The organism is Pseudomonas sp. SZ40, assembly GCF_052958135.1.
The window spans coordinates 53,848-77,070 of the sequence record NZ_JBQWIF010000026.1; the positions used below are offsets into that span (position 1 = coordinate 53,848).

The window sequence follows — 23,223 nt, forward strand, 5'->3', positions numbered from 1 at the left end:
AACAAGGAGCACCTATGTGGCATCTGGTATGCGGCGATAACGCCGTAGAAGGCGTAAGCCATGTGATCGGGCAGCAGGCTGCCGATGATGGGCTGCGGGTCATGCGTGACGACCTGGCGGTTGGCCCGCTGGGCGATGTCGACGCGCCGCCCTGTACCGCACGCACGGCGTTCTGGCGCGCGGTGTGGCCCGCGGACGTAACGCCGGTTCCAGACTTCGCGGCTGGGCTGCCCGCCGATGCGCAGTGGATCACCGGCCTCTCCCGGCAGGCGCGCCCCGTCACCGTCTGGCATGGCGACAGTGCCAGCGAGCAATTGCTGCTGGCGCGGGTGGCGCATGCGCTGGAGGGCAGTGAGGTGTTGTTGCTCGAGGTGGTCTGCGGCACCGGTAACAGCTGGGTGCAGAGCCGCAAGGCGGTGGCCATGCACGCACCCCAGGCGTTGTTCGCCCTGGCCAAACCTCGCCCGGTCGAGCCAGCGCGTCGTGCAGCGCTGGCCGCGCAGTGGCGCGCCGTGCTGGCCGATGGCGGTCACATCCATCGCTGGCAGACAGGGGTTTTCGCCGCAGAGGACTATCAGCTCATCGACGCTGCTCTGCTGCGTCATGCCGGCACCGAGCCCAAGCCACTGGCCCGCGTCATGGCTGACGTGATGGCGCGTACCGACGGCTTCTTCGCCAGCGATTACTTCCTGTTCTGGCGCGCCCGCGAACTGGCTGCAGAGGGCCAGCTGGTGCTCAGCGGCGAGCCGGGCGAGTATGGTTACTCAGGGCTGCAGGTACGTCGTAGCAGCTGATCAGCCACGAAAGAACTCCCCCGGCGTGGCGCCGAACTGCTGGCGGAATGCGGCGATGAAAGCCGAGGTGGAATCGTAGCCGCAGAGCAGGGCCACGTCGGTGACGCGCTGGCCCTGTTCCAGCGGTGTCAGTGCGCCGAGCAGGCGCAGGCGTTGGCGCCAGGCGCGGAAGGTCAGACCGGTGTCGCGCAGGAACAGGCGGCTCAGGGTCTTTTCCGAGACCCCCAGGCTTTCGCCCCATGCCGCCAGTGCGCGGTCGTCATCGGGTTTTTTCTGCAGGCGGCCGCACAGGGTACGCAGGCGCGGGTCGCTCGGCAGCGGCAATGACAGGTGCACTTCGGGCGCCAAGCGCAGGCGGTCGAGCAGCACCTGGGCAAGGCGACCGTCGGGCCCCGCTTCGTCGTATTCGACCGGCAATTCACAGAAGCTGCGGATCAGCTCGCGGGTCAGGGCATCCACGCCAAGCACGCGACAACTGCCGGGCAGCGGATCGACATGGCCATCGTCCACATAGAGGCTGCGCATTTCGGTGTTCGGCGAGCTCAGCACTTCATGTTCCAGCCCTGCAGGAATCCAGATGGCCCGTTGCGGGGGCGCCACGAAGCTGCCGACGGCCGTGCGCACGTGCAGTACGCCCTGGATGGCATAGGTCAGTTGTACCCAGGCGTGGCTGTGGCGTGGGGTTCCGGTCTGACGACGCAGCGATTCATTGCGCGCATAGAGGGGCCGCGGCAGGCGCTCCAGCTGGGGAACGCTGCGCTCGGCAATCGTGTTTTGTCCGTTTGGCGACATGATCTGGCTTTATGGCGTTAGTCGGCAATCAACGCTCAGGGTAGAGTGGAGGCCTATGTATGGCAACTGCTTGCCTTCATCCGCTTGGAATTCTGCCCATGGCCCGCTCCCGTCTGCTGCCCGATAACTTCACCCTGACCCTGATCGCCGTCGTCCTCACCGCCACCTTCCTGCCGGTCAGGGGCGAGGTCGCGGTGGCGTTCGGCTGGATCACCAACCTGGCCATCGCCCTGCTGTTCTTCCTGCATGGTGCCAAGCTGTCGCGTGAGGCCATCGTCGCCGGTGCCGGCCACTGGCGCCTGCACCTGCTGGTGTTCAGCTGCACCTTCATCCTGTTCCCGTTGCTGGGGCTGGCGCTCAAGCCGCTGCTGTCGCCGATGATCGGCACCGAGCTGTACCTGGGCATGCTTTACCTATGCGCCCTGCCGGCCACCGTGCAGTCGGCCATCGCCTTCACGTCCCTGGCGCGCGGCAACATTCCTGCGGCGATCTGCAGTGCGGCGGCCTCCAGCCTGTTCGGCATTTTCCTCACGCCGCTGCTGGTGGCCTTGCTGATGGACGTACACGGCAGCGGCGGTTCGACCCTGGACGCCATTGGCAAGATCACCCTGCAACTGCTGGTGCCCTTCATCCTCGGTCAGATCGCTCGACGCTGGATCGGTGCCTGGGTGGGCCGCAACAAGAATTGGCTCAAGTACGTCGATCAGAGTTCGATCCTGCTGGTGGTCTACACGGCGTTCAGCGCGGCGGTAGTCGAAGGCCTGTGGAATCAGGTCTCCTGGCCGACCCTGGCGGCGCTGGTGTTCGCCTGCTGCCTGCTGCTCGCGCTGGCGCTGTGCATCACCGCGCTGCTCGGCAAATGGTGCGGTTTCAACATGGAGGATCGCATCACCATCCTGTTCTGCGGCTCGAAGAAGAGTCTGGCCACCGGTGTTCCCATGGCTCAGGTGCTGTTCGCTGGTAGCAGCATCGGCCTGATGATTCTGCCGATGATGCTGTTCCATCAGATCCAGCTGATGGTTTGCGCGGTGCTGGCTCAGCGGTACGCCAAGCGAGCCGAACCGGCTGCGCCGAGCGAAAGCAAGGTGGCGGTGAATTGAGCCGCGGCACGCCTCTCAAGGCTTCGCTGCTGCTGATCGCCTTGTTGCCGACGCTGCCGGCTCAGGCCTGGGTTCGGGTCGCGCCGGAGCTGGACGAAAATCCGTTGATAGGCACGACTTACTACGGCGTGCTGTCGACTCTGGTGCCGATCCTCACCACGACCAAGCCGGGAGAAGGCACCGAGTTGGCCGAGGAAATATCCAAAGAGAGCAGCAGCATCGACCAGAAGCTGAAGCTGGCTCGAGACGATGCAGCCGCCTTCGTCGGTAGTCACGGGCAGATCCGTGGCGTGATGCTGGAGGCGGCGCTGGTCGCACTGCAGCAACGCACCGAGCTGGCCTCCTACAGCGACATGCAGTTGGCAGAAGCCGTGTTGGCCTACGAGCCGCGCTCCGCCCGTTGAGCGCGATCTCTGGAAAAGGCGAATCCGGGACAATGGCCCAGGCGTCTGCGTGGCGAGCGCTGACCAGGCGGCCATCCGCGCTTGTATCGCTGATCGACCGCTGAGGCCGATAGCAGGCGCCCGGCCAATGTGTACTGGGTGGCGAAATTGTCGCGCCTGGCCAGCAGATCACGCCTCAGCCAGGCGCTTTTTGCCGGCTTCCTCTTGGCAGCAAGAGCCAGCCCAGCGCTGGCATCAGGATCAGCGCGCCCAGCATGTTCACCAGGAACATGAAGGCCAGCAGGATGCCCATGTCAGCCTGGAACTTGATCGGCGAGAACGCCCATGTGGCGACGGCAATCGACAGGGTGACGCCAGTCAGCAGCACCACTTTGCCCGTGAACAGCAGCGCCTGTTGGTAGGCGCTGGCCAGCGAGTCACCCGCGCGTAGGCGCGCCAGCAGAACGCTGAGCACGTACAGGGCGTAGTCGATGCCGATGCCCACACCGAGAGCGATGACCGGCAGCGTGGCGACTTTCACGCCCATGCCCAGGGCCACCATCAGCGCCTCGCAGAGTACCGAGGTGAGCATCAGCGGCAGCACCGCGCAGAGCGTCGCGCGCCAGCTGCGGAAGGTCACCAGGCAGAGCAGCGCCACCGCGCCGTAGACCCAGAACAGCATCTCGCGCATGGCCTGACCGACCACGATGTTGGTCGCTGCTTCGATCCCAGCGCTACCCGCAGCGAGCATGAACTGCGTGCCTTCCACCTGCCGTTCGGCAATGAAGGCTTCGCTGGTGGCGACCACCCGTTCGAGGGTTTCGGCCTTGTGATCGGCCAGGTAGACGTACAGAGACAGCAGCGAGCAACCCTGATTGAACAGCTCACGGGGAGCGCGGGTCTGCACGGCGCCGAGGGCGCCGTCGTTGGGTACCAGCTCGTACCATTTGAGGTTGCCCTCGTTGTAGCCGACTCCGGCGATCTTGCTCAACTCGGCCATGGAGTTGGTCGCCTCCACGCCGGGCAGTTGCTCCAGGCGGGTGGCCAGTTCGTCCACGGCGGCCAGGGTCGGGTAACGGGTGCACTGGTCTTCTCCGGTGCGCACCATGACCACGAAGATGTCCGAGCTGGCGCCGTAGTTCTGCGTCATGAACAGCGCATCACGGTTGTAGCGCGAGTCGGCCCGCAGCTCCGGTGCGCCCGGGTCGAGGTCGCCAATTTTCAGGTGCAGGCTGACCGCGAAACCGAGCACCGCCAGCGCGAGGCCTGCGGCGATGGCAACTAACGCCCAGGGGCGATCGGTGAAGCGCACCAGCAGCGGCCAGAGCGGGTTGCCACCGTTGCCGGCTCGCTCGGCCTGCTCGGTTTTCAGGCTGCGCTGGGCGGCTTTCGGGCTTACGCCGAGATAGCTGAGCAGAACCGGTAGCAGGATCAGGTTGGTGAAGACCAGCACCGCCACCCCCAGGCTGGCGGCGATGGCCAGGTCGCGGATGGCCTGGATGTCGATCACCAGCAGCACGGCAAAGCCCACCAAGTCGCAGAGCAGTGCAGTGACCCCCGCCGCGAACAGGCGTCGGAAGGTGTAGCGCGCCGCGATCACGCGGTGGGTGCCGCGGCCGATGTCCTGCATGATGCCGTTCATCTTCTGCGCGCCGTGGCTCATGCCAATGGCAAAGATCAGAAAGGGCACCAGCGCCGAATAGGGATCGAGCGGATAGCCCAGGCTGGCCAGCAGGCCCACCTGCCAGAGCGCCGCCACCAGCGAGCAGGTCACCACGATCAGCGTGCTACGCAGGCAGCGGGTGTAGCCGTAGAGTACCGCCACGGTCACCAGCACCGCGGCGAGGAAGAACAGCGCCATCTGCCCCAGGCCTTCGATCAGGTCGCCGATGATCTTGGCGAAGCCGGTGATGTGGATCTGCAGCGTGTCGCTCTGGTACTTGTCGCGCAGCGCCTCCAGCTGCCGGGACAGCTCGCCGTAATCGAGTGCCGCGCCGGTCTGCGGGTTGATGTCGAGCAGCGGCAGGAGGATCACGCTGGACTTGAAATTGGCCGCCACCAACTGGCCGATCTCGCCGGAGCGAGCGACATTGGCGCGGATCTGCTCGATGCTCGCCGGCGAGCCGTCGTAGTCGTCGGGAATCACCGTGCCGCCATCGAGGCCTTCCTCGGTCACCGCCGTCCAGCGCGTGGTCGGCGTCCACAGCGACTTCATGTAGGGCCGGTCGACGCCAGGCAGCAGGTACAACTCGTCGTTGAGCTTGGCCAGCGTATCCAGGTAGCCGCGCTCGAATATGTCGCCATCCTTGACCTCCACGGCGATCCTCAGCGAGTTGCCCAGGCCGTTCAGTTCGCTGCGCGCCGCCAGGAAGTTGGCGATGTAGGGGTGGCCGGTGGGGATGGTCTTCTCGAAGCTGGCGTTGATCTCGATGCGCGTGGCTTGCCATCCCAGCAACAGGGTCACTACCAGGCAGACCAGAATGATCCACGGCCGGTTGTTGAAGATGCCTCGTTCCACCCGGTTGCCGCTGTGCGGGTCGAAGTCTTCCAGGCGGGCCGTCACGGTCTGTTCCGTGCTCGGCAGATTCTCGTATTGCATGTCGTGCTCCTACTGCTTGATCTGTGGCACGCGGTTCAGGGAATGGTCAGCGGTGCACGAACGCCGCCAAGGCCGGCGCCCAGCAACTGGCCCTCCGCGCTCTCGGCAAGGCTGGCGATGGCACTGCCAGATAGCCGGCCGAGGGGTTCGATGCTCTGTTGGGCGACGCGCACCAGCTCGCCGTCCTGGCTGGCGAGCAGCAGGCGGCCGTCATCCAGCGCCAGACCCGCCACGAAACTGGACTGGATCGGGCTCGGCAAGGCTCGCCAGTGCTCACCGCTGTCCTGCGACAGCCAGGCGTTACCCCGCAGGCCAAAGGCCAACAGCTCGCCGCCGCGCCCCGCGAGCAGACCGAAGAAGCTGCCCTCGTAGGGCGATGCAAGGGCCTGGAAGGAGTTCCCGGCATCGGTCGAGCGCAACAGCAGGCCTCGCTCGCCTGCGATGAACAGGTTTTCGCCCTGCGCTCGAATGGCGTAAAGGTGCAGACCGCTGGGGTTGTCCAGGCGGCTCATCCAGGGTTGCCAGCTCAGTCCGCCGTCCTGTGTATGCAGGATCAGGTTGTAGGCACCGACCACGAAGCCGCGCCGTGCATCGCTGAAGTACAGGTCGAGGAAAGGTTTGTCCGGGCCGTCTTGCACCAGCCTGCGGGCCTCGTCGAGCAGGCGCTGATCGCCGCTGGACTCGGCAGCGGCCAGCGCCAGGCGCGCGGCCTGGATGCCATCGAGCTGCTTGTGCCAGGTCTCGCCGCCGTCCTCGCTGTGCAGCACCACGCCAAGATGACCGGTGGCCCAGCCACGTTGTGCATCGACGAACTGCACTGCGGTCAGGCTGACGCTCACTGGCACCTTGGCCTGGCGCCAGCTGCGCCCGGCGTCATCGGAGAGCAGTACCGTGCCGCGCTCACCGACCGCTACCAGACGCTCACCGGCGCGGGCCAGGCCGAGGATCGCCGAGCGCTCGGCGCGCACGTTCTGCAGTGCAGGTGTGTCCAGCACCACGGGAGCTGCCAGTAATGGCGCTGTTAAGCAGCCAGCCAGGCACAGCCCGACCGACCAGTTGCATAGGCGTTTCATAGGCGAATCTCCTGAGTGCGACGCCCTGAGCGCCGCACTCGCCAGCGGGTCAACGGATGCTGGAGTTGGCCATCGCGTCGGGGGTGAAGAACGAGGCTGCCGGTCGCGCGACCTTCTGGTACTGCACGCCAAGATCGTTGCTGGAGGAGTTGAGGAAGTAGGCGCCGGTGTCGAGGTTGTAGCTGCCCCACATGACCTGAGCGGTCAGTGCCGGCAGGTCGGGCGCCAGCAGGGTCAGGCTGTAGAGCTGGCGAACCAGGCGGCTCTGAGCGTCGTAGCCGTCCACGAGCAGCACCTGCCAGGAGTCTTCATCGATGTAGTAGGTTCGCCGTGGCACCACGTGGCGCTTGCCATCCTTGAGCGTGGCCTCGACGACCCAGACGCGATGCTTCTCCCAGCGCACCAGATCCGGATTGAGGAATTTGGGCTGTACCAGTTCGTCGCTCGTGGCGAGCCCGGCGCGGTTGTTGTTGTAGGGCACCAGCAGTTCTTTCTTGCCCACCAGCTTGAGGTCATGCCGGTCGGTTGGCCCGAAAATCATGAACGCCTCGTCGAACAGGCCCACGCCTGAGGTCACGAAGTCCGGCGTGTCGTACGCGATGTTCGGCGCACGCCGCACGCGCCGCTGGCCAACCAGGTACTGCCAGGCGGCGCGGGCCGACGGGTCGGTGTCCCAGTGCGTCATCAGCCCCTCGCCAGCCTTGGACGACGGCAACTCGGTGTAGAGCTTGCCCCACATGTACTTGCCCTTGAAGCTCTCCAGGTTGCCTTCCTCGAAGTAGTAGGGGAACTGGTAGGTGTACTGGGCGCGTGTGGCTTGCACCTTGCGGCCACCAGCGGTCATCAGCCAGGTATCGAAAGGCGAGCTGATGGTGTCGCCGCCCTGCCAGGACAGGCGGTAGTTCCACAGCACCTCGGCGCCGTTCTGTGGGATCGGGAAGGGGATTCCGCCGTAGGCGCCACTGACCTGTTCGCTGGCCACATCGAGGTTAGCGCGGGAGGCATTGGCGAAGGTGTTGTCATACACCCATTGCGGCGCCGCAGCGCTGCGATGGGTCGGGTAGACATCCAGGCGATAGTCCGGGTATTTGCGCAGCAATGCCTGCGTACCCTCGGCCAGTTGCGTGGCGTACTGCTCGAGATTGGCAGCGGTGATGCTATAGAGCGGCTTTTCCCCGGCGAAGGGGTCCGGGCGCTTGTCACCGCTCTTGAAGCCGGCGGCTACCTGAGTGACGCCACCGCTCCACGCGGGGATGCTGCCATCGGCGTTGGCGCTGCGCTCGGCGCCCATCGGCGTGAGTTCACTTTTCAGGCGGGCAGCCTGCTCGGGGGATACGGCAGCCTGGGAAAGCCCGCTGCCCAGCAGAGCGAGGCTGAGCAGCGACGAGATACAGAGAGTCTTTTGCATGGAATCGCACCTTTTTTCTTGTTCTTAAAAAGTCGTTTTCACGTACAGGGAGACGAAGTCGCGGTCGGCCAGCGACTGCTGGTAACTGAAATCCCCTGCCTCGTTCAGGCCGGCACCCGTGGCGCCGAAGAAATTCACGTAGTTGAGGCCCGCCTCCCAGCGCTGCAGATAGGTGGCCTTGAGCCCGACGCTCCAGTCGCCCGCATGGCTGTTGCCGAAGCCGGACTTGCTGACCGCCGACGAGCGCCCATCGAGCACCATCCCGATGCCGATCGGCACGCTCAGGTCGACGCCGTCTGCCACCTGGAAGTACGCCGGCTCGGCGAGCACGCGCAGCGCCGTGGCGTCGCGGGTGGTGTTGCCATCCAGGGCGGCGCGGTTGTCGGTGACGCTCAGGGTGCGGTTCCAGGCCAGCTCGGCCAGCACCGAGCCGCCGTCCCAGAGTGCCGAAGGCGGCAGCAGGTAGATGGTCGAGAGGTTGACGTGTGCCGTGCGGCCCTTGGCGTAGAGCGCATCGTCGGCGTTGTCGGCCAGTTGTCCCGGCGCGACCACCTGCAGGTTGCTGACCAATGGCGCGTCCCAGCGTATCGAGGTCTCGCCCGCGAAGTTGAAGTCGCCGTAGGCGGTGGAGAAACTGGCGCCAACGGTCTTGATGTCCTCGGCGAACACCTGCCGGTACTCGCCGAGAATCGGCAGGCCGGTGGCGGCTGCAGCCGGACCGTCGATGTAGGCGTACAGGCCACTTGGCGCCTTGTCGTGGTACTTGGCCGCGTACAGCCCCAGCTCCAGCTCGGTACCCTCGGGTTTGAAACGAATTTGCATGCCACCCTGGCCGCCGTTGCGCGCCTCGATGTCCTTGCCGTGCACGGTGCGGTTGCCGAACACCTGCTGCAGGTCACCCGAGCCCTCGCCGATGGCATCGCTGTCACTCAGGTAGCTACCGGCACCCGGCAGGCTGGAGCGCTCCCAGTCGAACTGGTAGTAGGCACCAATCGACAGCTGCGGATTGATCTGCAACTGGCCGGATATCTGGTTGACCGGGCGCAGGATTTCCTTGAACTGCGTGCCCGGCACACTGAGCAGCTTGACCACGTCGGTCGGCCCCTGCGCCGCGCCGATGCCATTGCCGCCGTAGAACAGGCTTTCGCCATACACCAGGCTGTGCCGGCCAAGACGCAGCACGCCTTGGGACACCTCGCCCAAATCGCCGCGGAGATAAACGAAGGCGTCGAGCAGTTCGGCATCACGGCCGTGCAGCTCACGGGTGTCGGAGAGAAAACGCGGCTGTTCGCTGCTGTCGGTGTCCTGATTGTAGATATGGTCATACCAGGCCGCGCCGCTCACCCGCATGCCGTAGTTCTGATGGCTGAGATCCACCTCGGATAGGATGTCGAGGCGATTGGAGACCAGCCCTCGACTGAAGTTCTTGTCACCCTGCCCCTGGATCGATGGATACAACCCGCCGGCCGTCGAGGCGTCGGTCAAGCGATTGTCAGCGCCGTGCAAGCGCCAGGCCTGGCTGTATTTCAGCGTGTTGTCCCAGCGCAGTTGCCAGTCACTGGAGCCCAGGTCGATTTGCGCAGCCTGAGCCGGCGCAGCGATGTTCATGCTGACGGCGAACGCCAGCAGGGATGCTTTGACGCAATGCTGTGTTTGGTTCATGTCGATCCTCATTATTCTTGTTGTCGGACTTGATGACCGCCCAGCGGGCGACCAGGGCTAGAACAATGCCGAGCGCCTCCGCCGCTCAGACATAGGTGGATGCCAGCCCGCCATCGACGGGCAGGTTGACGCCGTTGATCCAGCGCGCCTCGTCGGCGCAGAGGAAGGCGATCGCCGCAGCGACTTCGTCCGGGTAGGCCGGCCGCTTGATGCGATGGGCATCGGCTTCGACGCGGGTCTGGCCGAGCATCTCGACGAAATCGCCAAGGATCGGGGTGAACACCGGGCCCGGCGCCACGCAGTTCATGCGTACCGAATGGGCGAGGAACCAGGGTTGAGCCTGTACCAGGCTCCAGACGATCAGCGCCTCCTTGAAGTATTGGTAACTGCCGTTCGCCGGCAGTGGATGTTCGGCCAGCCAGGCCTCGCCAGCGGCAAAGCTCTCGGTGGCAGCCAGGGCCTTGTGCGCCGCCAGCCGCTCGGGCCACTGCGCGCCGAGAATCGACGCCACGTTGACGATGCTGCCGCCGACGACGAGGCGCGGCAGCAGGGCCACGCTCAGGTGGCGCAGGCCGAGGTAATTGACCCGCGCCAGCAGGGCCGGATCGGCGGTGCCGGGCACGCCGGCGACGTTGCACAGGCCATCGAGTTGCCCGGGCAATTGCGCCACCGCGCGGTCGATGCTCGCCACCGCTGCGAGATCGACCTCGATGAAACCGTCCAGGGTCAGGTGTGGCGGGTTGCGATCCAGGCCGATGACGCGTGCGCCGTGGAAGCGCAGCAGTCGCGCGGTTTCCGCGCCGATGCCGGACGATACGCCCGTCACCGCGAAGGTCTTGCCGCTCAGGTTCATGTCATTTCCTTTTTGTTGTTCTTGTCTGGTGTCTGGAGCGATGCGACTCAGAAGGGGTACTGCGGCGGGGTTTCCTTGACCGTCACCCATTGCCATTGGGTGAACTCGTCCCAGTTGGCCGGGCCGTTCATGCTGCTGCCGTTGCCCGAGTTGCCACGCCCACCGAACGGGTTGACGCAGTCGTCATTCACGGTCTGGTCGTTGATATGCAGCATGCCGCAGTCGAGCCTTGCCCCCAGGCTCATGGCGCGGCCAACGGAACGGGAGATCACTGCTGCGGCGAGCCCGTATTCGCTGCGGTTGGCCAGTTCGATGGCTTCTTCGTCGCTGGCGAAGCTGGCCACGCAAGCCACCGGGCCGAAGAGTTCGCGGTCGAAGGCCGGCATGCCCGGTTTGAGATGACTGAGCACGGTGGGCTGGTAGAACAGGCCCTCGTAACGACCGCCGATCTGCAGCCTGGCACCGGCGCCTACGCTGTCGAGCACCATCTGGTGGGCACGCACGAGCTGGTTCTCGTTGATCATCGGGCCGAGCTCCACCTCGCCGCTGGCGGGGTCACCGACGCGCAGCCGCCGTGTACGCTCGACCAGCCCCTCGACGAAGCGCTCGACCAGCGATTCATGCACCAGAATCAGCCCGCTGGCCATGCAGATCTGCCCCTGATGCAGGAAGGCGCCCCAGCTGGCGCAGCTCAGGGCGCGCTCCAGATCGGCGTCTTCGAGAACGATCAACGGGTTCTTGCCGCCCAGCTCCAGAGCGACCTTCTTCAGGTGTCGACCGGCGGTTTCCGCCACCTTGCGCCCTGCTGCCGTGGAGCCGGTGAAGGCGATCATCCGCACGTGGGGATCGGCACACAGCGCAGCCCCGGTCTGGGCGCCGCCGGGCAGCACATGCAGCACACCCGCGGGCAGACCGGCCTCTTCGAGCAGGCGGGCGATCAGGAAACCACCACTGATCGGCGTCTGTGGATCAGGCTTGAGCACCACCGCATTGCCGGCGGCGAGAGCTGCTGCGACAGAGCGAATGGACAGGATCAGCGGGAAGTTGAACGGTGAAATCACCCCGACCACGCCGTGGGGCAAGCGCCGTGCGTAGGACAGCGTGCCAGAGTTGCTCGGCAGCACCAGGCCGTGCGGTTGCATCACCTGCCCGGCGGCCAGTTGCAGGAACAACACCGCTTCGCGAACTTCATGGTGAGCCTTGAGCAGAATGCCGCCGGTTTCGCGGGCGATGAACAGCGCGCACTCGTCGGCATGCGCCTGCAGCACCTGTGCAGCGCGCAGGAAGATATCCGCCCGCTGGCGTGGGGCGACCGCCTCCCAGGCCGCCTGGTGGCGGGCTGCGCTGGCGGCAGACTGGGTGATGTCTTCGGTCCGGGCTTCCCCGGTAATGGTCAGGCAATGACCCGTGGCCGGCTCGATGACGGCGGTGCGGCCTCCGGCCAGCGGTGCTTGCCAGGCACCAGAGAACAGCTTGCCTTCCCAGAGCCCTTCATCCAGCAAGGCGTGCGTCGATTGCGATTGCGGCAGTCGAGACATGGTGTCTCCTTGGAGTATTGTTGTTTTAAGTGATTTGCCAGTGGGCCTGAGGCCTATCGCAAAGAGCGTGCCCAGATATCCGTAAGCGTCTGGGCAGCGTAGAAATCCACAATAATTTCAATAAATTGGATGCATTCATCGGTTTCGGGACGTGTTTTTCAAGACGCTTCAAGGTCTGTGAAAATTCGCAAATGAGCAGTTGCGAAGTGGTCTCGTCGGTTTCGAATTGATGAATTGCGCACGTGCGGAGCCGTAGTCATGCCCGATCCTCATCGCATTTCCCTGAACGCTCTGAGCAATATCGAGACGCCCCATTACCGTGGCGCCAGCGATGCGCTCGACTGGCAGAACGCACCGACCCTGCGCGACCTGACCGAGTGCCTGTTCTTCTCGCCGGGGGACGGGCGCATCTGGCTCAACGACCAGCGCATGGTGTTGCTGCACTGCGAGGCGCTGGGCGCATTGCGGCGCGAGCTGATCGACAGCCTCGGCCTGGAGCGCGCGCGTGGCCTGCTGACGCGTGCGGGTTACCTGTCCGGTGCCCGGGACGCTCGCCTGGTGCAGCAACGTTGGGGCGGCGCCGAACCGGCGTCGATCTTCGCTGCCGGCATTCGCCTTCACGGGCTCGAGGGCATGGTCAAGGTGGAGCCGGTGCACTTCGAGTTCGACGTCGACCGTGGCCACTACGACGGCGAGTTTCTCTGGCATCACGCCCACGAAGACGACGAACACATCGCCGCCTACGGCATCGGCAACGATCCTGCCTGCTGGATGGAAATCGGTTATGCCACCGGTTATGTAAGCGGCCTGTTCGGCCGTCTGGTGGTCTTTCGCGAGGTGGAGTGCCGGGCCATGGGCCATCAGGTGTGCCGGGTGCTGGGCAAGACCGCCGAGCTGTGGGGCGATGTGGAGGAGGATCTGCGTTACCTGAACGCGTCCGCTGACGAGGGCGAGCACTGCCGGCTGGATCGCGCGCCCTATCAGCCGTTGTCAGCCGGCACGGCGGAAAGCGATGAGGGCCGCATGATCGGTGCCTCGGCGGCCTTCAATGCTGCCTACCAGTCATTGCAGCGGGTAGCGCGTACCCCGGCCACGGTGTTGTTCGGTGGCGAGTCGGGGGTGGGCAAGGAGTTGTTCGCCAGCAACCTGCACCGCATGAGCGAGCGGCGCGACGGGCCTTTCGTCGCCCTCAACTGCGCGGCCATCGCCGAGAGCCTCATCGAGGCGGAATTGTTCGGTGTCGAGCGCGGCGCCTACACCGGCGCCAGCCACTCGCGTGCCGGTCGCTTCGAGCGCGCCCAGGGCGGCACGCTGTTTCTCGACGAGGTCGCCTGCCTCAGCCTGCCGGGGCAGGGCAAGCTGCTACGGGCTCTGCAGGAACGCGAGATCGAGCGGGTCGGTGGTACCTCGGTCATCAACGTCGACGTGCGGGTGATCGCGGCGACCAATGTGGATCTGCGCGCCGCCGTGCGCCGGGGCGAGTTTCGCGAGGATCTCTACTACCGGCTCAACGTCTACCCGATCCACATTCCGCCGCTGCGTGAGCGCCGCGACGACATCCCCCTGTTGGTGGACTTCTTCATGCGCCGTTATTGCGAGCGCTATGGACGCACACCGGTCGGCTTGACCATGCGCGGCATCAAGGCGCTGCTCAACTACGATTTTCCCGGCAACATCCGCGAGCTGCAGAACCTCATCGAACGGGGGGTGATCGCCAGCAACGAGGGGGCGGCGATCGACCTCAACCACCTGTTTCGCGATGAGGAGTTGCCTGCCGAGTTCTACTCGGTGCTGCAGCAGGGGCGCCTGGTGCAGAATCATGAGCTCGACCGGCAAACGGACCTGCTGACCCGCCTCGGCTGCCCGGATCTACCGGAGGCCAGCCTGTCGCTGGAGGCATTGGAAAATCAGCTGCTGGAGCAGGCGCTGCAGCGCAATGCCGGCAACCTGGCGGCTGCCGCCCGCCTGCTGGGGCTCAGCCGCGCCCAGTTCGCCTACCGGCTCAAGCGGGCACGGGGGTAGCTGAAGATCGTTCGCGGGCATGGCCCGCTCCCACAAAGAAATCTGTGGGCAACGGCAATTCGGTGTCGAGCGCAAAGCCTGTGGGAGCGGGCCATGCCCGCGATAATTCGGCATCCACCTCATCCCTAAAGCCAGACCGCATTCCAGAACGGATAGTTACCCACTCGTCTGACCAGCCCTGCCCTTAGCGGATTCGCCACTACATAACGCGCCACATCGAGCAGGTTCTCCTCGGCGCGTAGGCCATGGTCGTGAAAACCCGCCATCCAGATGCCTCTTTCACTTTCGATACGCTTGCTCACCAGGCGACTGCTTGAGGACTTCAGTCGATTTACCAGCGCAGCCAGGTTATCCATCTCACCCAGCTGAATCAGCCAGTGCACATGATCCGGCATCAATACCCAGGCCAGCATTTGGCTGTCGCGCAAGAGCGTTGGGGTTTCGAAGCAGCGAGCGGCGGCACAGGCTGCCGGAAAATGGCGGAACACCGGTGTGCGATCACGGGTGATGGTGGTGATCAGGTAAGCCGTGCCAGGGCAGGAGGCACGGCCTCTGCGCAGGGCGCGATAGCCGGGTTTGAATGGCGTCGGCATGAATCGACCTCCGTGTTGATTCAGCGAGATGAGTCTAGCCCTTGATAACGCTTCGCGCGCATGGCGCGCTCCCACAGTGGCGAGGTGGCCCCCTGAAGACCTGTGGGAGCGGGCCATGCCCGCGAGGGGGCTATCGAGCGACGCCAGCCTTACTGACGGAACATCGCTCACTAACAACGCATACCAGATGGCGCGCCGGCTCACGCCGGCACATTCTCCCGCTGCTCATCGTTCGGCTCCTCGATGCGGTACCAGGCCACGTACAGGGCTGGCAGGAACAGCAGGGTCAGCAGCGTGGCGCTGAAGATGCCGCCGATCATCGCGTAGGCCATCGGCCCCCAGAACACTTCGCGGGCGATGGGGATCATGCCCAGGCTGGCGGCAGCGGCGGTCAGCAGGATTGGCCTGCGGCGGTGCTGGGTGGCGTCGATGACCGCCTGCCACGGCGAGTCGCCGCCACGCTCGAACTCGTCGATCTGGGTCACCAGAATCACCGAGTTGCGGATGATGATGCCGATCAGCGCCAGGATGCCGAGGATGGCCACGAAGCCCATGGGCGTGCCGGTGGGCACCAGCGCCAGCACCACGCCGATCAGCCCCAATGGCGCCACGCTGAATACCAGGAAGGTCTTCGCCACGCTGTGCAGCTGGATCATCAGGAAGGTGGCCATCAGGAACAGCATCAGGGGCAGCACGCTGGCGATCGGGCCCTGGGCCTTGCCGCTTTCCTCCACCGTGCCGCCGGTGGCCACGCTGTAGCCAGTGGGTAGCTCGTCGGAGAATTTCTGGATATCCGGCGCCAGGTCGGCGACCAGATCGGTCGGCTGGATCTCGCTGACCACGGCCGCCTTGAGGGTGATGGTCGGTTTGCGGTCGCGGCGCCATACCAGTGGCTGTTCCAGCTCGTAGCCTACGGTGGCGAACGCACGCAGCGGAACGGCCACGCCGCTCGGGGTGACGATCTGCAGGTTCTCCAGGGTCTGCGGCGAACTGCGTTCGCTGTCTTCGGCCCGGCCGATCACGTCGATCAGGTAGATATCGTCCTTGACCTGGGTGACCGTGGTGCCGCTGACGATGCTGTTCAGCAGGTTGGCGACGTCTTCCGACGACAACCCGAACTGGCGCGCCTTGTCCTGGGCGATGTCGATGCGCAGCACCTTGCCCGGCTCGTTCCAGTCGTAAACCATCTCGCCGATGTCCGGGTTCTTGTCCAGCAGCGCCGCCAGTTCCAGAGCGTGCTTGCGTACCTGGTCGACATCCGCGCCGCTGATCCGGTACTGGATCGGCCGACCCACCGGCGGGCCCATCTCCAGCGGCTGGACGAAGCTGCCGATGCCGACGAAGTCCTCGCGCAGGCGCTTCTTCAGTTTGCCGACCAGCCGATCACGGGCGTCGATGTCCTGGCTGACGATCACCAGCTGGGCGTAGAACGGGTTCTGCAGTTGCTGATCCAGCGGCAGGTAGAAGCGCAGCGCGCCCTGGCCGATGTAGGTGCTCCAGCGAGCGATATCGGGATCGTCCTTGAGGCTGGCTTCGAGGCGGTCGACCTGGGCGCGGGTTTCGTTGATCGAGGCGTTCTGCGGCAGGTTCAGGTCGACGAGAATCTCCGGGCGATCCGAAGCGGGGAAGAACTGGCTCTGCACCAGGGTCATGCCTGCCAGGGAGGCGGCGAACATGGCTATCGTCAGGCCGATCGTCCACCAACGGTGCCGCATGGCCAGCAGCAGGCCCTTGTCGAAGGCGCGGGCGATGCGTCCCGGGCCGCTTTCCTTGGCCTTCATGCGTTTGGGCAGAATGTGCACGGCGATAACGGGCGCGAACACCACCGCCACCAGCCAGGACAGCGACAGCGCCACGGCGATCACCGCGAACAGGGTGAAGGTGTATTCGCCAGCCGAGCTGGCGTTGAGGCCGATGGGCACGAAGCCGGCCACCGTCACCAGGGTACCGGTGAGCATCGGGAATGCCGTGGAGGTGTAGGCGAAGGTGCCGGCGTCATGCAGCGAGTCGCCCTTTTCCAGGCGGGTGACCATCACTTCCACGGTGATCATGGCGTCATCGACCATCAATCCGAGGGCGATGATCAGTGCGCCCAGGGAAATCCGCTGCATGGTGATACCGCTGTACTCCATGAACATGAAGACCATGGCCAGCACCAATGGGATCGAGCAGGCGACCACCAGGCCGGCACGAATGCCGAGGCTGACGAAGCTCACCAGCATGACGATCAGCACGGCTTCGAACAGGGCGCGGGTGAAGCCGCTGACCGCTTCCTCCACCACTTCGGCCTGGTCGGACACCACATGCACGCCGACGCCCACCGGCAGGTCGGCGGTCAGCTCATCCATTTTCGTGTGCAGGGCCTTGCCGAAGGTCTGGATATTGCCGCCGTCGCGCATGGCGATGGCCAGGCCGATGGCCGGCTTGCCGTCGAAGCGGAACAACGACTGCGGCGGGTCGACGTAGCCACGGCTGATCTCGGCGATATCGGTGAGCCGATAGAAACGGTCGTCCAGGCGCAGGTTGACGTTGCGCAGGTCGGCTTCCGAGGCGAACTGGCCGCTGGTGCGTACGGAAATGCGCTCCGGGCCGGCCTCGATCACCCCGGAAGGCGTTACTGCGTTCTGTGCCTGCAGGCTCTGGATCACCTGGCTCTGATCGATGCCCAGGGCAGCCAGTTTGCGGGTCGAGAAATTGAGGTAGAACACTTCGTTCTGCTGGCCGACCATCTGCACCTTGCCGAGGTCGGGCACGCTGCGGATCTCGGCGCGCACCTGTTCGACGTAATCGCGCAGGGCACGCATGCTCAGGCCATCACCGGTGAAGGCGTAGATGGAGCCGAACACGTCGCCGAATTCGTCGTTGAACGACGGGCCCTGCAGGCCCTGGGGGAACTCGCCGCGAATATCGTCGATCTTCTTGCGCACCTGGTACCAGATGCCGTCGATATCGCCGGCCTTGGTGGTGTCGCGCAGGAACACCATGACGGTCGATTCACCGGGCCGCGTGTAGCTCTTCACGTAGTCCAGGGAGTCCAGTTCCTCGAGCTTCTTCTCGATGCGGTCGGTGACCTGGCTAAGGGTCTCGTCCACCGTGGCGCCCGGCCAGCGGGTCTGGATGACCATGGTCTTGATGGTGAAGGAGGGGTCTTCCTCGCGGCCCAGGTTCATGTAGGAGATCACCCCCATGAGCAGGGACACGAACATCAGGTACCAGACGAACGACTGATGCCGCAGCGCCCAGTCGGAGAGGTTGAAGCCGTTCTTGCGCGGCGCCTGCTGGTTCATGGTGCCACGCCCTCATCAATGCGTACTGCCTGGCCGTCCTTGAGCTCGCTCAAGCCGGCACTGACTACCTTGTCGCCAGCCGCCAGGCCCTCGACGCTGATCTGTTCGCCCTCGCGGCCGACTACCTGCACGGCGCGCGGGTGCACGGTTTTCGCTGCCGTGTCGATGACCCACACGCGGGTCTGGCCGTCGACTTCCTGCAGGGTGCTGGCCGGCAGCAGGCTGCGCGGCTTCTGTTCACGGGTCAGGCTGACGGCCACCGCGGTGCCCAGGCGCAAGCCGGGAGGGGTGTCTTCCAGGCTCAGGCGCGCGCGTCGGGTACGGGTCGCGGCGTCCGCACGGGGGCCCAGCTCGCGCAGTTGGCCGCGGGTGGCGATGCTCGGGTCGAGCTGGGAGGCGATGTTGAACTGCACCTGGTCGTCCAGGGCATCGGCCAGTTCCACGGGCAGGTCGAAAACCGCTTCCTTGACGTCGGGCCGAGCCAGCGTCACGACCTCCTGCCCGGCGCCGACCACCTGGCCAGCCTCCACGTGCCAGGCGGTCACCACCGCGTCGAATTCGCTGCTCAGGTTGCCGTAGGCGAGTCGGTCGCGGGCCTGCCGGGTGGCGGCTGCGGCCTGGTCGCGGCTGCTGCGGGCGCTGCTCAGTTCGGTCTGTGCCTGCTCCAGCACCGCTTTGGCGCCGACGCCTCGGTCGAACAGTTCCTGCTGGCGCCGGGCATTGGCCTGGGCGTTGATCCACTGCGCCTCGCTGCGCGCCTGATCACCTTCGCTGGCGCGCAGGGCGTTCTGCTGATCGGTGGGGTCGAGGGTGGCCAGGGTGGTTCCGGCCTTCACCTCGGCACCGGCATCCACCAGGCGCTGGGCCACGCGACCGCCAACCCGGAAGCCCAGGGTGCTCTGCACCCGGGCCTCGATGGTGCCGGCGAAACGGCCAAGAATCTGCTGGTTCTGCTGCTGCACCTCGGTGTACAGCACCGGGCGAATCGGCTCGGGCTTTTCTTCCTCGGCGCAGCCTGCCAGGAGCAGTGCGGCGAGCAGGGCGATACCTATGGAGCGCTTCATGGTTGATTTTCCTGCTCGCGCGCTTCGGCGATTTCCACTTTCTGGCCCGGATGCAGCAGCTGCCCGCCGGCCACCACCACGCGATCGCCATCTTGCAGACCAGCGCGGATGATCACCTTGTCGGTCAGGTAGCGGCCGACCTGCACGGGATGCAACTGCGCGATGTCGCCATCGCCCAGTCGCCAGACCGCCGGCTCGTGCTCGGCCTTGGTGAGTGCCGACCAGGGCAGCTCGACGCTGCGGCTGGCCGGGTTGCGCACATGCGCACTGACCGTCGCGCCCAGGGTCATCGCCGGCGGTACCTGCTCCAGGCCGACTTTGACCTGCACCGTGCCGCTCTGCGCCGAGACCTGAGGGTTGACCTCGCGAACCTTGCCTTCGGCGCTGACATCCGGGTTGTCCAGCAGGCTGACGCGCAGCGCCTGGCCAGGCTCGACCAGCAGCGCTTCGAAAACGTTGAATACCGCGTCGCGCTCACCTTCACGGGCCAGGCCGAAGATCGGCGTGGCCGCCTGCACGACCTGGCCGACCTCGGCCTGGCGGGCGGTGATTACCCCATCGCTCTCGGTGCGCAGTTCGGTGTAACCGCTTTGTTCACGGGCGTCGGCCAGCTGTGCTTCGGCTGCGGCCAGGCTGTTGCGTGCACTGCGGTCGCTGGCCAGGGCGCTGTCGTATTCACTGCGGCTGGTGTAGCCCTTGGGCAGCAATTGCTGCTGGCGCCAGAGGTTGGCTGCACTCAGTTTTACCTGGGCCCGCGCGGCTTCGGCGGCGGCCTCGGCGGAACGCACCGCGTTGCGTTGATCCTGCGGGTCGAGGCGCGCCAGCACCTGGCCAGCCTGCACGCTGTCGCCGACATCGACCAGGCGCTCGGTGATCTTGCCGCCGATACGGAACGACAGGTCGGTCTGCACCCGTGCCTGGATATCGCCGGTCAGCGTGGCATCGGCCGCGTAGTCGATCTGGCTCACGGTAGCCACCTTGACCCGTGGGTGCTGCGGCTCGGGTGGTGCCTCATCGGCACAGCCGGCCAGCAGCGCGACAGCCAGCGAGGCCGCGACAAGGCGAGGCGAGGCGAAGATCGATACGGGCGGCATGGGGGCTCCGGCACGGCAGGAAGCGAAGGTGTGTGCAAATGCGACCGCGGAAGGCGACGAACGGTTCAGGCAACCTCAGCGCTCCGCCGCCGCATCGGCATGGAGCGGCGACGAAGGTGACTTGTGTCGATGTGGATAAAACGAATACTGTATTTATATACAGTCATCGAGTCTGCATCATGAATCCAATCACAGCCCCCCGCGGACGCGGCACCGCCAGCAAGCCCAACAACCGCTTCGCACCCACCAGCAGCGAGGCCGAGGACGATGGTTGGTACCAGGAGCAGACGCCGCAGACCTTCGTCACTGAAGTTCGCCAGGAGTTGGCGAAGACGGTGATCAGCCGCAACAACTCGCCGGATGTGGGCTTCGACCGTTCGGTGAATCCCTACCGGGGCTGCGAACATGGTTGCATCTATTGTTTCGCAAGGCCCAGCCACGCTTACTGGGACCTGTCACCGGGCATCGATTTCGAGACCAGGCTGATCGCCAAGACCAACCTGGCCGAGCGTCTCGAGGAACAACTGAGCAAGCCGGGTTACGTGCCGAAGCCCATTGCACTGGGCATCAACACGGACGGCTATCAGCCGATCGAACGTGAGCACCAGTTGACGCGCCAGGCGCTGGAGATTCTGCTGCGCTATCGCCATCCGGTCAGCATCATCACCAAGAGCGCACTGATTCTGCGCGACCTCGATCTGTTCGAAGAGCTGGCCAGCCTCAATCTGGTCAGCGTGGCCTTCAGCGTCACCACCCTGGACGATGAACTCAAACGCATCATGGAGCCGCGCACCGCGACGCCGAAGGCACGGCTGCGCGCCATGCGTACCCTGCATGAGCATGGCGTTCCGGTGGGCCTGATGGCAGCGCCGATGATTCCGATGATCAACGACATGGAGCTGGAGCGCCTGCTCGAGGCCGGTCGTGAGGCCGGGGCGAGCTCGGCCGGCTACGTGCTGCTGCGTTTGCCCCTGGAGATCGCCGGGCTGTTCGAGGAGTGGCTGCAGCGCCATTTTCCCGAGCGTGCGGAGCACGTGATGAGCCTCATTCGTCAGTCCCGCGGAGGCCAGAACTACGACAGCCGTTTCGGCGCGCGGATGAAGGGTGAAGGCCACTTCGCCGAACTGCTGGCCCAGCGCTTTCGCCTGGCCCGCCGCCGTTATGGTTACGACGGCAGCAAGCGAGCCGTTCTCGACTGCTCGCTGTTCGCGCCACCCGGGCAGCAGATGGGGCTGTTCTGAGGGCGATTCTCGTTGCCGGCATTCCTGGGTGTCGCAGCGCTCGCCACTGCGTAGCCTGGCGTTGGGCGAAGCGATACCCGGGGCAACGTTCGCGGACAAAACTGGCTGAGGGGATGCTCGCGCTCACCCGCCGAGCGGAGATTTGTCACCCAGACGTGCCTTGAATCATCCTGGCACAGTCCAAGCCTTCGACCACTTGTCGGCAACCCTGCCGACTGGGAAGCTTGTGTACTGTCATAGGCTTCGCCCCCCATCCGTAAACGAGGTAACGCTATGCCTGGTAATCGTCGTTCTGCCGATGGCAAATCCGAGAAAAACGCCGCTTCCGCCGCCGAGGCGCTGGATCATCTGGTCGATGGCTTTCTGCGCTTTCGCCAGGATGTCTTCCCGCAGCAGCAGGCGCTGTTCAAGAAGCTGGCCCACGCTCAGTCGCCGCGCGCCATGTTCATCACCTGCGCCGATTCGCGCATCGTTCCCGAGCTGATCACCCAGAGCGAGCCGGGCGATCTGTTCGTGACCCGTAACGTCGGTAACGTCGTGCCGCCCTATGGGCAGATGAACGGCGGCGTTTCCACCGCCATCGAATATGCCGTGGCGGCATTGGGCGTCCAGCACATCATCGTCTGCGGTCACTCCGATTGCGGCGCGATGAAAGCGGTGCTCGACCCCGCCACGCTGGAGCGCATGCCCACGGTAAAAGCCTGGCTGCGCCATGCCGAAGTCGCCAAGACGGTCGTCGCCGACAACTGCGGTTGTGCCGATCACACCACTCTGGGCGTGCTCACCGAAGAGAACGTGGTGGCCCAGCTCGACCACCTGCGCACCCATCCATCGGTAGCCTCGCGCCTCGCCGCCGGTCAGCTGTTCATCCACGGCTGGGTGTACGACATCGAAAGCTGCCAGATCAAGGCGTACGACTCGGAAACCGGCGAGTTCCGCCTGATCGGCGACGGCCCGCTGCCGATGGCGACCCCGCGCGCTCGTTATCCTCAGAGCTGAGTCTGCTCGCTGTGGTTGGGCGCGTGGCCCGCTCCTGCAATGGATCGCGTAACGTCAGCCCACCGCTTCGTGACCGCGATGGTGGATGAAAAGAGCGTCAGCCACGCGCCTCGATCCACCCTGCATCTGTGTGGGAGCGCGCCATGCGCGCGAATCGCGGGCGTGGCCCGCTCCCACGGTGGATCGCACGAGGTCAGCTCACCGCCTCATGACCGCGATGGTGGATGAAAAGAGCGTCAGCCACGCGCCTCGATCCACCCTGCATCTGTGTGGGAGCGCGCCATGCGCGCGAATCGCGGGCGTGGCCCGCTCCCACAATGGATCGCACGATGCCAGCCCACCGCTTCCTGACCGCGATGGTGGATGAAAAGAGCGTCAGCTACGCGCCCCGATCCACCCTGCACCTGTGTGGGAGCGCGCCATGCGCGCGATTCGCGGGCGCTGCCCGCTCCCACAATGGATCGCACGATGCCAGCTCACCGCTTCCTCACCGCGATGGTGGATGAAAGAGCGTCAGCCACGCGCCTCGATCCACCCTGCATCTGTGTGGGAGCGCGCCATGCGCGCGATTCGCGGGCGTGGCCCGCTCCCACAGTGGATCGCACGATGCCAGCTCACCGCTTCGTGACCGCGATGGTGGATGAAAAGAGCGTCAGCTACGCGCCCCGATCCACCCTGCATCTGTGTGGGAGCGCGCCATGCGCGCGATTCGCGGGCGCGG

At 65.2% G+C, this 23,223-nt stretch carries 17 protein-coding genes; 6 read left to right on the forward strand and 11 right to left on the reverse strand.

Annotation, left to right across the window (positions count from 1 at the left end):
* The first annotated feature begins 14 nt into the window (after window positions 1-14).
* On the forward strand, window positions 15-794 hold the full coding sequence (locus ACT9T4_RS19005; protein ID WP_499118432.1) for a DUF1835 domain-containing protein: 780 nt from the start codon (window positions 15-17) through the stop codon (window positions 792-794).
* On the opposite strand, the gene ACT9T4_RS19010 is transcribed toward ACT9T4_RS19005, so the two are convergent.
* Window positions 795-1,586, reverse strand: a complete 792-nt coding sequence (locus ACT9T4_RS19010) for an AraC family transcriptional regulator (protein ID WP_499118434.1) — start codon at window positions 1,584-1,586, stop codon at window positions 795-797.
* A gap of 98 nt (window positions 1,587-1,684) precedes the next feature.
* Between ACT9T4_RS19010 and ACT9T4_RS19015 the strand changes: the two genes are divergently transcribed.
* Window positions 1,685-2,686 carry a bile acid:sodium symporter family protein gene (locus tag ACT9T4_RS19015; RefSeq protein WP_042553355.1) on the forward strand — a complete coding sequence of 334 codons (1,002 nt, stop codon included), beginning with the start codon at window positions 1,685-1,687 and terminating at the stop codon, window positions 2,684-2,686.
* Window positions 2,683-3,090 carry a DUF2388 domain-containing protein gene (locus ACT9T4_RS19020; RefSeq protein WP_197077001.1) on the forward strand — a complete coding sequence of 136 codons (408 nt, stop codon included), beginning with the start codon at window positions 2,683-2,685 and terminating at the stop codon, window positions 3,088-3,090. The genes ACT9T4_RS19015 and ACT9T4_RS19020 overlap by 4 nt, the downstream gene beginning before the upstream one ends.
* A 175-nt stretch (window positions 3,091-3,265) precedes the next feature.
* On the opposite strand, the gene ACT9T4_RS19025 is transcribed toward ACT9T4_RS19020, so the two are convergent.
* From ACT9T4_RS19025 to ACT9T4_RS19050, 6 genes are all read right to left on the reverse strand, one after another.
* On the reverse strand, window positions 3,266-5,668 hold the full coding sequence (locus tag ACT9T4_RS19025; RefSeq protein ID WP_499118438.1) for an efflux RND transporter permease subunit: 2,403 nt from the start codon (window positions 5,666-5,668) through the stop codon (window positions 3,266-3,268).
* A gap of 35 nt (window positions 5,669-5,703) precedes the next feature.
* Complete coding sequence (locus ACT9T4_RS19030) at window positions 5,704-6,741, reverse strand: WD40/YVTN/BNR-like repeat-containing protein (protein ID WP_179539550.1); 1,038 nt, start codon at window positions 6,739-6,741, stop codon at window positions 5,704-5,706.
* Between the two features lie 49 nt (window positions 6,742-6,790).
* A complete protein-coding gene (locus ACT9T4_RS19035; RefSeq protein ID WP_042553642.1) occupies window positions 6,791-8,149 on the reverse strand; it encodes a DUF1329 domain-containing protein in 1,359 nt (452 codons plus the stop codon).
* A 24-nt stretch (window positions 8,150-8,173) separates the two neighbouring features.
* A complete protein-coding gene (locus ACT9T4_RS19040; RefSeq protein WP_499118440.1) occupies window positions 8,174-9,811 on the reverse strand; it encodes a DUF1302 domain-containing protein in 1,638 nt (545 codons plus the stop codon).
* A gap of 85 nt (window positions 9,812-9,896) precedes the next feature.
* Window positions 9,897-10,664 (reverse strand): coniferyl-alcohol dehydrogenase, encoded by a 768-nt coding sequence (locus ACT9T4_RS19045; RefSeq protein WP_179539552.1) that lies wholly within the window; start codon window positions 10,662-10,664, stop codon window positions 9,897-9,899.
* A gap of 47 nt (window positions 10,665-10,711) precedes the next feature.
* Entirely contained in the window at window positions 10,712-12,193 is a 1,482-nt protein-coding gene (locus ACT9T4_RS19050) for a benzaldehyde dehydrogenase (RefSeq protein ID WP_499118449.1), read from the reverse strand.
* A 267-nt stretch (window positions 12,194-12,460) separates the two neighbouring features.
* On the opposite strand from ACT9T4_RS19050, the gene ACT9T4_RS19055 reads away from it, so the two are divergent.
* Window positions 12,461-14,224 carry a sigma-54-dependent Fis family transcriptional regulator gene (locus ACT9T4_RS19055; protein ID WP_179539553.1) on the forward strand — a complete coding sequence of 588 codons (1,764 nt, stop codon included), beginning with the start codon at window positions 12,461-12,463 and terminating at the stop codon, window positions 14,222-14,224.
* A 125-nt stretch (window positions 14,225-14,349) separates the two neighbouring features.
* Here ACT9T4_RS19055 and ACT9T4_RS19060 read toward each other — a convergent pair whose 3' ends face one another.
* The 4 genes from ACT9T4_RS19060 to ACT9T4_RS19075 form a co-directional block, all read right to left on the reverse strand.
* Window positions 14,350-14,817 (reverse strand): REP-associated tyrosine transposase, encoded by a 468-nt coding sequence (locus ACT9T4_RS19060; RefSeq protein ID WP_499118443.1) that lies wholly within the window; start codon window positions 14,815-14,817, stop codon window positions 14,350-14,352.
* Window positions 14,818-15,017: 200 nt separating this feature from the next.
* Window positions 15,018-18,104 carry an efflux RND transporter permease subunit gene (locus tag ACT9T4_RS19065; RefSeq protein ID WP_499118445.1) on the reverse strand — a complete coding sequence of 1,029 codons (3,087 nt, stop codon included), beginning with the start codon at window positions 18,102-18,104 and terminating at the stop codon, window positions 15,018-15,020.
* Window positions 18,101-19,168: an efflux RND transporter periplasmic adaptor subunit gene (locus ACT9T4_RS19070; protein ID WP_499118447.1), complete on the reverse strand. Its 1,068-nt coding sequence runs from the start codon at window positions 19,166-19,168 to the stop codon at window positions 18,101-18,103. The genes ACT9T4_RS19065 and ACT9T4_RS19070 overlap by 4 nt, the downstream gene beginning before the upstream one ends.
* Window positions 19,165-20,262: an efflux RND transporter periplasmic adaptor subunit gene (locus ACT9T4_RS19075; protein ID WP_179539556.1), complete on the reverse strand. Its 1,098-nt coding sequence runs from the start codon at window positions 20,260-20,262 to the stop codon at window positions 19,165-19,167. The genes ACT9T4_RS19070 and ACT9T4_RS19075 overlap by 4 nt, the downstream gene beginning before the upstream one ends.
* Window positions 20,263-20,441: 179 nt before the next feature.
* Here ACT9T4_RS19075 and ACT9T4_RS19080 point away from each other — a divergent pair, with 179 nt between their 5' ends.
* Window positions 20,442-21,503, forward strand: coding sequence for a PA0069 family radical SAM protein (locus tag ACT9T4_RS19080; protein ID WP_042553635.1), 1,062 nt, complete (start codon window positions 20,442-20,444; stop codon window positions 21,501-21,503).
* Between the two features lie 273 nt (window positions 21,504-21,776).
* Window positions 21,777-22,502 carry a carbonic anhydrase gene (locus ACT9T4_RS19085; RefSeq protein WP_042553634.1) on the forward strand — a complete coding sequence of 242 codons (726 nt, stop codon included), beginning with the start codon at window positions 21,777-21,779 and terminating at the stop codon, window positions 22,500-22,502.
* The last annotated feature ends 721 nt before the right edge of the window (window positions 22,503-23,223 follow it).